The following is a 13249-nucleotide window of genomic DNA, read 5'->3' as shown; positions in this document are numbered from 1 at the left end:
TGAAACACTAAATAGGCCCGAGATTGACGAGGAGCAGCTCATCCATGTCACAATCGGTCCAGTCGCTGGCGCCTGTCCGTTTCGATGCCGACGCGGAGGCCAAGCTTTCCGCCTTGCGGTGGACAAAGTTTATCGCGGCGGCGGCGCTAGCGCTTTGCGTGCTGGTGTTTGCGCTCGCCAAGTCGTTCGAGCACATCTATCCGTGGCTCGGCTTTGTTGCTGCCTTTGCCGAGGCTGCGACCATCGGCGGGCTGGCCGACTGGTACGCGGTGGTGGCTTTGTTCAGGCGGCCACTGGGATTGCCGATCCCGCACACCGCCATCATCCCCGAAAACCAGAACCGCATTGCCGACAATCTCGGCCGCTTCATCGAGGTCAATTTCCTGGCGCCCGAACCAGTGCGTGAAAAGCTTGCCGAGGTCGATTTCTCGGCGCTGGTCGCCGACTGGCTCGCCGATTCCGAACGTGCGGCCGGCCTGTCGCGCTTCGTCGTGCGGCTGGTACCGCAGACGCTTGCCGCCGTCGAGCAATCCGGCCTGCGTGGCTTCGTCACCAGCCGCATGCTCGAGCAGATCGAAAAGGTGCCGCTGGCGCCGCTGGCTGCCGAGCTGTTGTCGGCGCTCACCGGCGACCGTCGCCACCAGAAACTGCTCGACGAATTCACCAAGGTGATCGGCCGGTTCCTAAACGACGAGCAGGCGCTGGCGACGATGCGCGAGAAGATCCGCGAGGAGTTGCCGTCGCTGTTCAACCTGTTCCGCGCCGACGCCTACCTGCTGAAGAAGATCGTCGCCTCGGCCGGTTCGCTGCTCGACGAGGTGCGGGCCGATCCCGACCATCCAATGCGCGCCGAATTCGACCGTTTCGCTCAAGCCTTCATCGAAAGGCTCAGGACATCGAAGCAATATGCCAAGCGCGCCGAGAAGCTGAAACGCGATTTCCTGGCCCGGCCGGAGGTCAGGGGATTGGCCGGCGACATGTGGGCGAGCCTCAGCCAGTTCATCGAGCAGGACGCCAAGGCGCCCGAGTCGATCATTCGCACGCATCTCGCCAACATGTTCGTCGAGGTCGGCCGCCATCTTGCCGGCGATGCGCAGATCCGGGCCGACATGAACCAGGGGTTCGTGGTGGCGCTCGCTTCGTTCGTGGAGAGCCAGAAGAACGGCGTGTCGAAATTCATCGCCGACCAGGTCAAGCGCTGGGACCTGGCACAGCTGACGCGGCTGATCGAAATGAACATCGGCAGGGACCTGCAATACATCCGTTTCAACGGCATGATCATCGGTGGGCTTGCCGGCGTCGTGCTTTATGTCGCCGAGCGGCTGTTCCTCGTCGGCTGACGCGCATTCGGCCCTGGACCGATTCCACTGCGTCCGAATGGACACGCAGCACTTCGGTGCTATTCTCCCGTCCGGGAGCCCAATCGGCGGCGACAGGGGAGAAGACCATCATGGCCAAGCAACCGGAATCCGATTCCTTCATGGACATGTTCGGCAAGTTCGGCCGCGACCTGAAAGTGCCCAACGTCGATGTAGAGGCAATTCTTGCGCATCATCGCAAGAACCTCGAGGCGTTGGAAAAATCGGCCCGAGCCAGTGCCGCCGGCGCGACCTCGCTGTTGTCCAGGCAGCGCGAAATGCTGCAGGACACGCTGCGCGAAGTTACCGAGATGGCGCAAAGCTACCGGGCGCCGGGCAATCCGCAGGAACTGATGGCCAAACAGACGGAATTCGCCCGCAAATCCTTCGAGGCTGCGTTGAAGAACGCCGGCGAAGTGGCTGAACTGGTCAAGAAATCCGGAACCGAATCGGTCGAAATCTTGCGCACGCGCATCAAGGAGGCGATGGAGGAAATCCGCGCCGGCTACGACAGGAAGTAGCGGTCTCCGGCCAAGGTGGCATTGTTGCCGCCGGCAGCCACGAAAGCCCAAGAAATCCCGATTTGACCTGCCACTGCGCCGGGCTGCATGGGCCGATTGCAGCCGGAATCTGCGGAACGGATTCGTGCAGAACGAATTGACAGGAGCCGCCAGTTCGTGGTCCGGAGGCGTTGGAAGCGATCGGGAAACCAGGAATGAACGAAATACGGCCCAAGACGCCGCCGACCTACGAGCAGTTGAGGACGATGGCCGGGCAGGAGCTTGGCGTGTCTGAGTGGACGACGGTCGACCAGAATCGTATCAACCAGTTCGCCGAATGCACCGGCGACCATCAATGGATCCATGTCGACCCCGAGAGGGCGCGACGGCAAAGCCCGTTCCGCACGACGATCGCGCACGGCTACCTGACGCTGTCGATCATCGGCGCGCTGGCGCTCGGCATGGGCATCGTGCCGGAAAACACCCAAGCTGCCTTCAACTATGGCTTCGACAAGGTGCGTTTCCTGGCGCCGGTCAAGGTCGGCGCGCGCATCAGGCTGCGCATCACACTGCTGTCCATGGAGGACAGAGGCCCCGGCCAGTATCTGATGAAGGCGGCCAACACGGTCGAGATCGAAGGCGAGGAAAAGCCTGCCCTGACAGCCGAAACACTGGTCATGCTCTATGAGCGCCGCAAGCGGGCAGGGGCCTGAACGGCCGCCAATCAAATCGTGCCCTACGAAACGCTGGGTTGCGCGCGGCCGGTGGCGTGTGACGAGAGCAGCGCCAGGAACAGCGCGACCAGCGCCAGCGCCGTGGCCGTCTGAAAGGTGACCTGCATTCCCCGGGCGGCAGCCGCGGAACTCAGAATGTCTTGTTCCCCAGCCGATGCGACGGCGAAGACGGCGCCCATCAACGATGCGCCGGTGATGAGGCCGAGATTGCGCGAAAGATTGAGCAGGCCGGAGACGACGCCGCGCTCGCCAGCGCCGACACCGGTCATGATTGCTGCATTGTTGGACGTCTGGAACAGCGCGTAGCCGATGCAAGTGACGGTGATCGGCAAGACATAGCTGGCAATGCCGAGTTTCGTCATGGCGAGCGACAGCAGAAACGTGCCTGTGGCAAGGCTGGCCAAACCGGCAACCATCATCCTGTGGGCTCCGAAGCGATCGGTCAGGCGTCCGGCCAGCAGCGCCGACAAGGCCGAGACGAGCGGGCCGGTCGACAGCAGGAGGCCGACCCTCGCGGCATCGAGCCCGAGCCCGCGCGACAGGTAGAACGGGGCAACTACCAGGGTCGCCATCATCACAGTTGCGACGACGAGACTCATGGCCAGACTGGCGCTCAACTGGAGGTCACGAAAGCTGGCAAGCTTGATCAAGGGATTCTTCACTTTCGCCTGCGCGGCGGCAAACAGGACGACGCCGATGCCGGCAGCTATCAGCAGACCGAGGTTGAGTGCGCTGAAGTTGCCCCTGCCAAGCGTCATGGCCAGCGCATAGGCGGCCAGCGTCAGGGCCAGCAGGGCGGTGCCTACGGCGTCGAACTTGCCTCTATTAGCCTGCGCTGCCTTGCTGCGCGCCGGCAAGGCACGATAGGCGAGGGCGAAGGTCAGCACGCCCAGCGGCACGTTGACGAGGAAAATCGCCCGCCAGCCGAAGCCCGCGATCAGAAGGCCGCCGAGCGAAGGCCCAAGTGTCGTGCCGATCGCGGACATGGCGCCGAGCAGGCCCATGGCACTGCCGGTTTTGGCCTTGCTCACCGTTTCGGCGACAAAAGCCAGCGTCAGCGCCATCATCAGCGCCGCACCAAGTCCTTGCACGGCCCGCGCGGCGATCAGCAGCCAGAGCGTTGGCGCCAGGCCGCAGAGTATGGATGCCAGCGTGAACAGCGCGATGCCGCCAAGCAGCAACGGCCGGCGCCCGAACATGTCGGCCAGCCGTCCGGCGCTGACAATCAATGTCGTGATGGCGAGCAGATAGGCCAGAACAACCCACTGCACCGACTGGAACGGAGCGCCGAACGCCTGCATCAGCGAGGGCAGGCCGACGCTGGCAATGCTGGTTCCCAGCGACGACAGCAGGGTGGCGAGCGAAAGGCTCGCCAGCGCCCGGCGGGAGGATTGGACCTGGGGCGGCGCCGATACGCGCTCATTATTCTCTGCGATTGCCAAGGCGATCTCCCTTCCATCGGCTCCATAACCGGAGCTGTCGGAGATCTAGTCTTTTGACTGATATGGCGGAAGGCGCAGCATTTGCATGCTATTCGTGCACCAAACGCCATATCATGTGCTATGTTCCGCCGATGGCATCGCCCGATCTCAATTTGCTCGTCGCTCTCGACGTTCTGCTGACCGAAGGCAGTGTGGCGCGCGCCGCCAATCGTCTTGGTCTCAGCCCCTCGGCGATGAGCCGGACGCTGGCGCGGCTGCGCGAGGCGACGGGCGATCCGCTGCTGGTTCGCGCCGGCCGCGGTCTGGTTCCGACACCGCGTGCGCAGGAGTTGCGGCAGCAGGCCGGTCGCGTCGTCCAGGATGCGGAAGCACTCCTGCGCCCTGCCACGCTCCTCAACCTTTCAGATCTCGCCAGGACTTTCACCCTGCGCACCAATGAAAGCTTCGTCGAGGAGTTCGCGCCGCGTCTCGTCGCTCGCATCCAGGCCGATGCGCCTTACGTGCGACTGCGTTTCGCGCCGAAGTCCGACAAGGATGTCACGCCGCTGCGCGAGGCGGCGATTGACCTGGAAATCGGCGTCGCCGGTGAAACCGGACCCGAGATGCGCATTCAGGCTCTGTTTCGCGACCGCTTCATCGGCGCCGTGCGCGCTGGCCATCCCATGAGCGAGGGCGTCATGACGCCCGAGCGCTACGCGGCCGGCCGCCACATCAGTGTTTCGCGGCGTGGCCGCGAGAAAGGGCCGATCGATGAAGCCCTTGAGCGGCTCGGACTCCAGCGGACTGTCGTGTGCATGGTTTCCGGCTTTTCGGCCACGCTTGCCTTGGCGCGTGCATCGGACCTGATCGCCAGCGTTCCCGAGCGGCACACCGAAGGCGCGCGCGCCGGCATGCACAGCTTTCCGCTGCCGGTCGCCACCGTGGAGGTCACCATCTCCATGCTCTGGCATCCGCGTCTCGATGCCGATCCGGCACAGCGCTGGCTGCGCGACTGTGTGCGGGAGGTCTGTGCGGCTCGCTGACCACCTAGCAACATCAACGCGCCATCGCCGCCTCAACCACCTTGAAAATCCGCTCGTCCGCGCACTGGGCAACGTTGAAGCGCAGGAAGCGGCTGGCGGTCTGGGACAGGCTGAACGCATTTCCGGGCGCCAGCACGATGTTGTCGGCGAGAGCCCGGCGGGCGACTTCGGCCGCATCTACGCCATCCGGCAGGCTGCACCACAGGAACAGCCCGGCCGGCTGGTCGATCCAGGGCGTGATGCCGATTGCCTTCAAACGGGTGCTCGTCTCGCCCATGGCGCGCGAAAGCCGCGCCCGCAGCAGATCCATGTGCTTGCGGTAGCTGCCGTCCTTCAGCAGCGTCAGCACCAATTCGGCCGCAAGCCGCCCGCCGCCGAAGGTGGTGGCGATCTTGAGATCGGTCAGGCGCTCGATCCAGTCGCGGGGCGCCGCGATGAAGCCGCAGCGAACAGACGCCGACAGCGTCTTGGAGAAACTGCCGATCTGGACGACCCGGCTCAGGCCATCGAATGCCGCCAGCCTAGGGGCGGGCGCATGTTCGAAATCGGCAAAGATGTCGTCCTCGACGATGGTCAGGTCGGATTGATCGGCGAGCTTGAGCAGCCGGTGGGCCGTGACTGGCGACAGGATCGCGCCGGTCGGGTTGTGGATGGCCGAATTGGTGATGTAGAGCCGAGGCCGGTGCTCGGTCAACGCCTGCGCGAACAGCTCGATATCCGGCCCGGACGGTGTGTAGGGAACGCTGACGACCTTGGCGCGATGGGCGCGCAGCAGAGCGTGGAAATTGAAATAGCAGGGATCGTCGACCAGTACCGTGTCACCGGGCTCGATCAGAAACCGGCACAGGAGATCGATGGCCTGCGTGCCCGATTCCGTCAGCATGATCTGTTCGGGAGAGGCTTCGATGCCATGCTCGGCCATGCGCCGAGCCAGCAGGTTCCGCAGCGGCGGCAGGCCGAGCGGCGTGCCGTAGTCGGCGAGCGCGACATCCTCGGCGCGCGCCACGGTGCGCAGCGCGCGACGCAACCCTGCCTGGGGCATCCACGCGGCCGGCAGCCAGCCGCAGCCGGGTTTCAGACTGTCATCGCCTGCCTCCAGAGACTGGCGCGAGATCCAGAGCGGATCGACCGCGCGATCGAGCCGGGGACCGATCTCGGCCAGAGACAGCGGCGCCAGCGAGCCGGCGGCATAGAAGCCTGAGCCCGGCCGGGAACGGATAGCGCCTTCTGCGGCGAGCCGCTCATAGGCTTCGACCACGGTGGATTTGGAAACCTGCATGGATTTGGCGAAGGCGCGGATCGACGGCAATCGCGCCCCCGGAGTCAGGCTTCGCGCGGCAATCCGCTGGCGGACAGTCGCCATCACACTCTCGACCAAAGTGACCGTGTCCTCAGTCTCAAGCGCTGTTATCGTCATCTGTACTGCCTTGTTGACCATTACAGTTTTGCAAAATTGTACCCCATTGTCTCTGGCGACGCCATAGGTGCAGGCCCGATAGAGGGCGAAACATACGGAGCCTGTGATGGACAAGATGGCGAGCGGCTGGGTGAACGGATTCGTCGGCGTGCTGATTTTCAGCGGCTCGCTTCCGGCAACGCGCGTCGCTGTGATGGATTTCGATCCAACCTTCGTGACATCGGCCCGCGCGGCGATTGCCGGACTGCTTGGTCTCGCCCTGCTGCTGGTGTTCCGCCAAAAGCGCCCGGAGCGAGGGGATCTAATGTCGCTGGTCATCGTCGCGCTCGGCGTGGTGGTGGGTTTTCCCCTGCTGACGGCACTGGCGCTCAAGCACGTCACTTCGGCCCACTCCATCATCTTCGTCGGCCTGCTGCCGCTGGCGACGGCGATTTTCGGCGTGCTGCGCGGCGGTGAACGTCCTCGCCCGGCGTTCTGGCTGTTCTCGTGCGTGGGCAGCGCGCTGGTCGCGGGCTTTGCCCTGATGCAGGGCGTGACAGCCTCGCCGGTCGGCGATGGTCTGATGCTGGCCGCCATCGTCGTCTGCGGCCTGGGTTATGCCGAGGGTGCAGCGCTGTCGCGCAAGCTCGGCGGCTGGCAAGTGATCTGCTGGGCGCTGGTGCTGTCGCTGCCGATCATGCTGGTGCTGACTTTCGAGACGCTGCCGCCATCCTTTGCCAGTGTCGGCTCCAACGCCTGGATCGGGCTCGCCTATGTCTCGCTGTTCAGCATGCTGATAGGCTTCGTGTTCTGGTACCGCGGCCTTGCGCAAGGCGGCATCGCCGCCGTCGGACAGTTACAGCTTTTGCAGCCGTTCTTTGGCCTGGCACTGGCGGCGACGCTGCTGCATGAGCAGGTCAGTCCGCTAATGGTGGTCGTGACGCTCGGTGTGGTGCTGTGCGTGTTCGGCGCGAAGAAATTTGCCAGGTAGTTCCGGGGCGGCGGCTCCTTTCCCTAGAACTTCGTCACCACGCCGATGCCGATGCCCTCGAAGCCGCCCATCGCCATCAAGGCCGCGGGCGCCTCGTCGAGGCTGATCTTCTTGCCGACCAGAAGTTCGGGCTTGAGCTTGCCGTTGCGGATCATCTCCATCATCGCCTGGTAGCGATAGGCCTGCATGCCGTGGCTGCCGAGAATCTCGAGCTCGAAGGCAATCACCTTGTCCATAGGCACCTGCGGGCGGGCGTGCTCGCCCAGCATCAGGCCGACCTGCACATGGCGGCCGCGCCGGCGCAGGTTGGCGATCGAATTGAACGAAGTGGTCGGATGGCCGAGCGCGTCCATCGACATGTGCGCGCCGCCACTGGTGATCTGCTTGACCGCCTTGACGACATTCGGCGTTTTCGACGCGTTGATGGTGGCGACGGCGCCGATCTTCCTGGCGAAATCGAGCTTCTCGTCGGTGAGGTCGATGGCGATGACATTGGCGCCCATCGCGCTGGCGATCATGATCGCCGACAGGCCGACGCCGCCGCAGCCATGCACGGCCACCCATTCGCCCGGCGTCACCCGGCCCTGATCGACGATGGCGCGAAACGAGGTGACGAAGCGGCAGCCGAGGCTGGCGGCGGTGGCGAATTCCATTTCGTCGGGCAAGCGCACGAGATTGGTGTCGGCGTGTTCGATGGCGACATATTCGGCGAACGAGCCCCAGCCGGTGAAGCCGGGCTGCGTCTGATGTTCGCAGACCTGGTGGTTGCCCGAGGTGCATTCGAAGCAGTAGCCGCAGCCGACGGCGAACGGCACGGTCACGCGTTCGCCGGCCTTCCAGCGTGTGACATGCTTGCCGGCGGCCACCACGACACCGGCCAGCTCATGGCCCGGCACATGCGGCAATCGGATGCCGTCGTCATGACCCATCCAGCCATGCCAGTCGCTGCGGCACAGCCCGGTCGCTTCGACCTTGATGACGACGCCATCGGCAGCCGGTTTCGGATCGGGAACTGTCTGGATCGTCGGCGCTTCGCCGAATTTCTCGAAGACGACGGCTTTCATTGGCAACTCCCAACCTTCAAACGGCCTGTGGGAAACGATAGCCGATTCCCTGTGCGGTCAAGCGGAAATCGATTCCGCCAAGGCAGGCTGGCCCGGTCGCGCCGGTGCCGGCGCTACGCGTCGGCTGCCTTATTCGGCATCGATCTGGTTCTGGGGTGCCGCCTTCTGGAAGGCCGGCAGCGCCATGCAGGCGGCGTTGATGTGCGCGATCGTCGGGTAGGGGGTCATGTCGACGCCAAAGCGGGCATTGCTGGTGACCTGCGCGGCCAGGCAGATGTCGGCTAGGCCCGGCATGTCGCCATGGCAGAATGCTCCGGTCTCGGCCGAGGCAGCCAGGATCTTTTCCAGCGGCTGAAAGCCTTCGTTCACCCAATGGCGGAACCAGTTGGCGATGTCCTGGTCGCCGGCGCCGAACAAGGCGCGCAGCGAGGTCAGCACGCGCAGATTGTTCACCGGATGGATGTCGCAGGCGATCATCTGCCCCAGCATCCTGACCCGCGCCCGGCCAGGCGCATCCTTCGGCAGCAGCGGGGGTTCGGGACGGGTCTCGTCGAGGAATTCGATGATCGCCAGCGATTGCGTCAACAGCGTTCCATCGTCGAGGATCAGCGCCGGCACCAGACCCTGCGGATTGACCGCGAGATAGGCGGGCTCCAGATGCTCGCCATGGCGCAGGTGATGCGGGACATAGTCATAGCTCAGCCCCTTCATCTCCAGCGCAATCCGCACCCGATAGGAGGTGGAGGAGCGATAGTAGTTGTGCAGGACGAGGTCGCTCATGCGCTCACCTGGGCTGACCGATGGTGATTTCGATCGTACCGATGCCGTCGACGCCGCCGGTCATCGTGTCGCCGGCACGAACCGCGCCAACGCCGGCCGGCGTGCCGGTGAAGATCAGGTCGCCGGGTTCAAGTTCCACCGCCTCGCTGCAGATCGATACGATATCGGCGATCGGCCAGATCAACTCGGCGAGGTCGGCGTCCTGCCTGGCCTTGCCGTTGACGGCGAGCCAGATGCGGCCTTTTTGCGGGTGGCCGGATTTCGCCGCGGGGACCAGCGGGCCGCAAGGCGCGGAGCGGTCGAACGCCTTCGACCAGTCCCAGGGCCGCGCCGTCTTCTTGGCTTCATCCTGCAGATCGCGACGGGTGAGGTCGATGCCGACGCCATAACCCCAGACATGGTCCAGCGCCTGGCTGCGCGCAATGCGGAAGCCTGGCTTGCCGATCGCGGCGACCAGTTCGATCTCGTGGTGCAGATTTCCGGTCAAGGGCGGGTAGGGGATGGTGGTGCCGGAATCGACCACAGCATCGGCCGGCTTGGTGAAGAAGAAGGGCGGATCGCGCTCGTCATTGCCGAATTCGCGGGCATGCGCCGCGTAGTTGCGGCCGACGCAGAAGATGCGGCGCACCGCAAAACGCTCAGGCGAACCTGCAACGGCCACCGATGATGTCGCGGGCGAGGGTAGGACGAAGGCGGTCATGTGGGTCTCTGCTTGGTTGCCGGAACATTCGGCCGATTTGGGCGCCGGGGCAAGGCGAAGTGATCGAGAAAGCGCGGCCGCGCTTTCCGACGGAGATGGCGATGTACTATTTGGCAATAATCTGGCCATGGTCGCGAGGTTATTCTAATGCCCCCTGAACCGAAATGAACGCCATGACCGCAATCCACGATCGCGCCCGGTTCCTGATCATCGACGACCATCCGCTTTTTCGCGAGGCGCTGCACAGCGCGGTGCAGATGGCCTATCCGGAAGTCGACACGGTGGAGGCGCGTTCGATCACCGAGGCGCTCGACCTCCTGGCCGGCGCCAAGCCGTTCGATCTGGCGCTTCTCGACCTCAGCATGCCCGACGTGCACGGCTTCGATGGGTTGCTGCAACTCAGGACGCGTTATCCGCGCCTGCCGGTGGTCATCGTCTCGGGCTATGAGGAGCCGAAGATCATTTCCGAGGCGCTGTCCTATGGTGCCGCCGGCTTCATCCCGAAATCGGCGCGCAAGAGCGACCTCGCCGCCGCCATACGCTCGGTGATGGAAGGCGCGATCTACGTCCCGGAAACCTATGAAGGCCGCACGCCCGACGCCGAAAGCGTCGACCGCGCCGACATGGTGCAGCGCCTGTCGACGCTGACGCCGCAGCAATTGCGGGTGCTGCAGATGCTGCGCCAGGGCCTGCTCAACAAGCAGATCGCCTACGAGCTGCAGGTCGGCGAAACCACGGTCAAGGCGCACGTCTCCGAAATCCTGCGCAAGCTCAACGTCTACAGCCGCACGCAAGCGGTGATCGAGGTGTCGAAGCTGGACAATGCGGAGCTGTTTCGCGATCAGGCTGGGTTTTGAGATCTGAGTGAAAAGTGCATTGTCACCGTGGTTCCATTCAACGCGCTGTTCGGGAAATCTAAAACGACATAGACGAAATTATCCCCTTCGCTTCGAGTAACTCTTTGTTTATTAGGTCGGAATCATCACTTATGCCGACATACGTCGTAAATACGACATCCCTGCCGTTTGACAAATACCATGCATATAGTAATTTTTCAGCTGTTGTGCTTGCAACTCCGGTGCACATTGTATGACTGGAGTCATGCGTGAAAATTCCATCGATATCTATCGAATTATTTTGACAGAATTCAATCGTGAACGATTTAAGGTCGGATAAATTTACTTTTGGATTGTTCCCGCCATGATATTTTGCGATAGAAAACTGAACGGCGCTGGCGCCGGATGCTTTAGATATAGTAGGTGGCGCTCCTCTAGGGAGGTCGTCGGTGATGTCTTCCCATCCGTCAGGCGCATCGAAGGTGATACCGTAGAATTGTACTATCATTGTGTTTCCGTTGGATCCGATGAATTTCCGGAGCGTTCAGACTTCCCAGGATCGTTCTGAAATGAATTACGGAATTACGGTGACAGTGCACTATTTTCCTTTCACGGTCTGTCTCGTTTTCCCGCGACCGGGCGGACGTTACAAAAAGTGCACTGTCACCGTAATTCAGCACTGTCACCGCAATTCCACTGCGCCGCAATTTCTCAGTGAGGCGTCTCGAGGTTGGCCAAAAAACTCGATATCGCCTCCTTCAAAGAATTGTGACCTGCAGTGCGTTCTTGAATAGAGGTCTCTAAGAATAATTCTTTTTTGTTCGATCTGAGATAAAATTCTTCCTTTGGAGTGTCGCCTATATAATAATAATCGGCACTTTGTACGTAAAAAAGACAACTATCCAAGTCCTCAAAGCAGTTAAAAACACGCAACGTTTTTCCATCATTTATCCTATCCCAAATTTCAACATTTTTGTGCATCTTATCCTGCCAATCAATCAATAGGAATTACGGTGACAGTGCACGGAATTACGGTGACAGTGCACCATTTTTCTACTCGCCGTCTGCCTCAGCGTGGGCGAGTTCAAGCCAGCAAATGCGCCAGCAGCGCCCTCAATTGCGCCGGCTTCAGCGGCTTGCGCATCAGTTCGATGCCGCCCGCGCGGGCGGCTTTCGCCACCGTTTCCGAACTGTCGGCGGTGACGATCAGCGCCGGCACGGCTCGGCCAAGATGGTCGCGGACCTCGGCGATGGTGGCTGTGCCGAGATCGCCGCCGTCGAGATGCTGGTCGGCAATGACGATGTCGGGCACCCAGTCGGTATCGCCCAGCATGTCGAGGGCGTCGTCGGTCGAGGTCGCGGCTCGCACCAGGCATTGCCAGCGCTCGAGCAGGAAGGTCATGGCCTGCAGCACCTCGACATCGTTCTCGATCAGCAGCACCTTGGTGCCGAACAGGCCGTAGCCGCGCGGCCGGTCCATATCGGCGCTGTTGGCGATGGTGTCGGCCGGGGCGCCGATGCCGACCGGAACGTCGATGTGGAAGATCGTGCCGCGCCCGACCTTGGATGAAAATGTCACGGGATGGCCGAGCGCGCTGGCCATGCGGCGCACGATGGCAAGCCCCAGCCCGAGACCGCCGCCGTCCAGCTCCGCATTGGCCGGCGAGGTGCCGCGATGGAATTCCTCGAACACCGCCTCGCGCTGGTCTTCGGGAATGCCGCAGCCGGTATCGGCGACGTCGATGCGGATGGTATCGCCGCGATGCCTAGTGCCGACCAGCACGCCGCCCGAGCGTGTGTAGCCCAGCGCATTGGAGAGAATGTTCTGCAGGATGCGGCGCAACAGCGTCCGGTCGGAGCGGACCACGGCGTTGACCGGCCGAAACTTCAGCGACAGTCCCTTCAGTTCCGCCACCGGCAGGAAATCCGAGCGCAGCGACGAGAACAGCGCCTCCAGGCTGACGTCGCCGATGTCGGGTTGCACCACGCCGGCATCGAGCTTGGAGATGTCGAGCAGCGTTCGCAGCAGGTCCTCCATCGTCTCCAGCGAGCGCTCGACCTGCCGCACGAGCTTCTTGCCCTCGTCGCTGGTCTGCACTTCGGCCAGCGCCGACACCGAGAGGTGGGCCGCGTTCAGTGGCTGCAGCACGTCGTGGCTGGCGGCGGCGAGGAAGCGGGTCTTGGACAGGTTCGCCAGTTCGGCGTTTTCCTTTGCAGCGCTGAGGTCGATGTTCGACTGCTCCAGTCGTCGCAAGGTCGAATGCAGCTCCTCGGTGCGCGTGCGCACCCGATTTTCCAGCGAAATCGCGGTCTGGAACAGCGAGAAGGCATTGCCCTGCTGGTCCATCGACCGCTCGACACGGCTGACCAGTGCGGCGTTGATCTTCTTCAGCTTCTCGAGATCGTTGATGTCCCTGAGCGGCATC

General features: G+C 62.9%; 13 protein-coding genes. 6 read left to right on the top strand and 7 right to left on the bottom strand.

Annotated elements, in window-relative coordinates; all coding sequences use genetic code 11:
• Window positions 1–44: 44 nt before the first annotated feature.
• From AC07FD_RS15490 to AC07FD_RS15480, 3 genes are all read left to right on the top strand, one after another.
• Window positions 45–1340, top strand: coding sequence for a DUF445 domain-containing protein (locus AC07FD_RS15490; RefSeq protein WP_478350538.1), 1296 nt, complete (start codon window positions 45–47; stop codon window positions 1338–1340).
• A 110-nt stretch (window positions 1341–1450) separates the two neighbouring features.
• Window positions 1451–1879, top strand: a complete 429-nt coding sequence (locus AC07FD_RS15485) for a phasin family protein (RefSeq protein ID WP_478350537.1) — start codon at window positions 1451–1453, stop codon at window positions 1877–1879.
• Between the two features lie 194 nt (window positions 1880–2073).
• Window positions 2074–2571: a MaoC family dehydratase gene (locus AC07FD_RS15480; RefSeq protein WP_478350536.1), complete on the top strand. Its 498-nt coding sequence runs from the start codon at window positions 2074–2076 to the stop codon at window positions 2569–2571.
• 23 nt (window positions 2572–2594) lie between these two features.
• On the opposite strand, the gene AC07FD_RS15475 is transcribed toward AC07FD_RS15480, so the two are convergent.
• Window positions 2595–4034 (bottom strand): MFS transporter, encoded by a 1440-nt coding sequence (locus AC07FD_RS15475; RefSeq protein WP_478350535.1) that lies wholly within the window; start codon window positions 4032–4034, stop codon window positions 2595–2597.
• Window positions 4035–4165: 131 nt separating this feature from the next.
• Between AC07FD_RS15475 and AC07FD_RS15470 the strand changes: the two genes are divergently transcribed.
• Entirely contained in the window at window positions 4166–5056 is an 891-nt protein-coding gene (locus tag AC07FD_RS15470; protein ID WP_478350534.1) for a LysR family transcriptional regulator, read from the top strand.
• 13 nt (window positions 5057–5069) lie between these two features.
• Here the strand turns inward: AC07FD_RS15470 and AC07FD_RS15465 are convergent, their stop codons facing one another.
• Window positions 5070–6473, bottom strand: a complete 1404-nt coding sequence (locus AC07FD_RS15465; RefSeq protein WP_478350533.1) for an aminotransferase-like domain-containing protein — start codon at window positions 6471–6473, stop codon at window positions 5070–5072.
• A 106-nt stretch (window positions 6474–6579) separates the two neighbouring features.
• Here AC07FD_RS15465 and AC07FD_RS15460 point away from each other — a divergent pair, with 106 nt between their 5' ends.
• Window positions 6580–7443, top strand: a complete 864-nt coding sequence (locus tag AC07FD_RS15460) for a DMT family transporter (RefSeq protein ID WP_478350532.1) — start codon at window positions 6580–6582, stop codon at window positions 7441–7443.
• Window positions 7444–7466: 23 nt separating this feature from the next.
• Here AC07FD_RS15460 and AC07FD_RS15455 read toward each other — a convergent pair whose 3' ends face one another.
• The 3 genes from AC07FD_RS15455 to AC07FD_RS15445 form a co-directional block, all read right to left on the bottom strand.
• Window positions 7467–8507: a zinc-dependent alcohol dehydrogenase family protein gene (locus tag AC07FD_RS15455; protein ID WP_478350531.1), complete on the bottom strand. Its 1041-nt coding sequence runs from the start codon at window positions 8505–8507 to the stop codon at window positions 7467–7469.
• A 129-nt stretch (window positions 8508–8636) separates the two neighbouring features.
• Complete coding sequence (gene maiA, locus AC07FD_RS15450) at window positions 8637–9287, bottom strand: maleylacetoacetate isomerase (protein ID WP_478350530.1); 651 nt, start codon at window positions 9285–9287, stop codon at window positions 8637–8639.
• Between the two features lie 4 nt (window positions 9288–9291).
• On the bottom strand, window positions 9292–9987 hold the full coding sequence (locus tag AC07FD_RS15445; protein ID WP_478350529.1) for a fumarylacetoacetate hydrolase family protein: 696 nt from the start codon (window positions 9985–9987) through the stop codon (window positions 9292–9294).
• A gap of 173 nt (window positions 9988–10160) precedes the next feature.
• Between AC07FD_RS15445 and AC07FD_RS15440 the strand changes: the two genes are divergently transcribed.
• Entirely contained in the window at window positions 10161–10844 is a 684-nt protein-coding gene (locus AC07FD_RS15440; RefSeq protein ID WP_478350528.1) for a response regulator, read from the top strand.
• Between the two features lie 58 nt (window positions 10845–10902).
• Here the strand turns inward: AC07FD_RS15440 and AC07FD_RS15435 are convergent, their stop codons facing one another.
• Together AC07FD_RS15435 and AC07FD_RS15430 are read right to left on the bottom strand one after the other, a co-directional pair.
• Window positions 10903–11331, bottom strand: coding sequence for a hypothetical protein (locus AC07FD_RS15435; protein WP_478350527.1), 429 nt, complete (start codon window positions 11329–11331; stop codon window positions 10903–10905).
• 576 nt (window positions 11332–11907) lie between these two features.
• Window positions 11908–13248, bottom strand: coding sequence for a hybrid sensor histidine kinase/response regulator (locus tag AC07FD_RS15430; protein WP_478350526.1), 1341 nt, complete (start codon window positions 13246–13248; stop codon window positions 11908–11910).
• Window position 13249: the final 1 nt, after the last annotated feature.

The organism is Mesorhizobium waitakense, assembly GCF_056431085.1.
Note: the sequence above shows the minus strand (reverse complement) of the source record. Positions and strands in the feature narration are given on the sequence as shown.

Bases quoted from the DNA above. Each gene is read 5' to 3' on its own strand.
- AC07FD_RS15460 (WP_478350532.1), top strand. From the start codon at position 6,580: ATGGACAAGATGGCGAGCGGCTGGGTGAACGGATTCGTCGGCGTGCTG.
- AC07FD_RS15445 (WP_478350529.1), bottom strand. From the start codon at position 9,987: ATGACCGCCTTCGTCCTACCCTCGCCCGCGACATCATCGGTGGCCGTT.
- AC07FD_RS15485 (WP_478350537.1), top strand. From the start codon at position 1,451: ATGGCCAAGCAACCGGAATCCGATTCCTTCATGGACATGTTCGGCAAG.
- AC07FD_RS15435 (WP_478350527.1), bottom strand. From the start codon at position 11,331: ATGATAGTACAATTCTACGGTATCACCTTCGATGCGCCTGACGGATGG.
- maiA (WP_478350530.1), bottom strand. From the start codon at position 9,287: ATGAGCGACCTCGTCCTGCACAACTACTATCGCTCCTCCACCTCCTAT.
- AC07FD_RS15490 (WP_478350538.1), top strand. From the start codon at position 45: ATGTCACAATCGGTCCAGTCGCTGGCGCCTGTCCGTTTCGATGCCGAC.
- AC07FD_RS15480 (WP_478350536.1), top strand. From the start codon at position 2,074: ATGAACGAAATACGGCCCAAGACGCCGCCGACCTACGAGCAGTTGAGG.
- AC07FD_RS15465 (WP_478350533.1), bottom strand. From the start codon at position 6,473: ATGACGATAACAGCGCTTGAGACTGAGGACACGGTCACTTTGGTCGAG.
- AC07FD_RS15440 (WP_478350528.1), top strand. From the start codon at position 10,161: ATGACCGCAATCCACGATCGCGCCCGGTTCCTGATCATCGACGACCAT.
- AC07FD_RS15430 (WP_478350526.1), bottom strand. From the start codon at position 13,248: ATGCCGCTCAGGGACATCAACGATCTCGAGAAGCTGAAGAAGATCAAC.
- AC07FD_RS15455 (WP_478350531.1), bottom strand. From the start codon at position 8,507: ATGAAAGCCGTCGTCTTCGAGAAATTCGGCGAAGCGCCGACGATCCAG.
- AC07FD_RS15470 (WP_478350534.1), top strand. From the start codon at position 4,166: ATGGCATCGCCCGATCTCAATTTGCTCGTCGCTCTCGACGTTCTGCTG.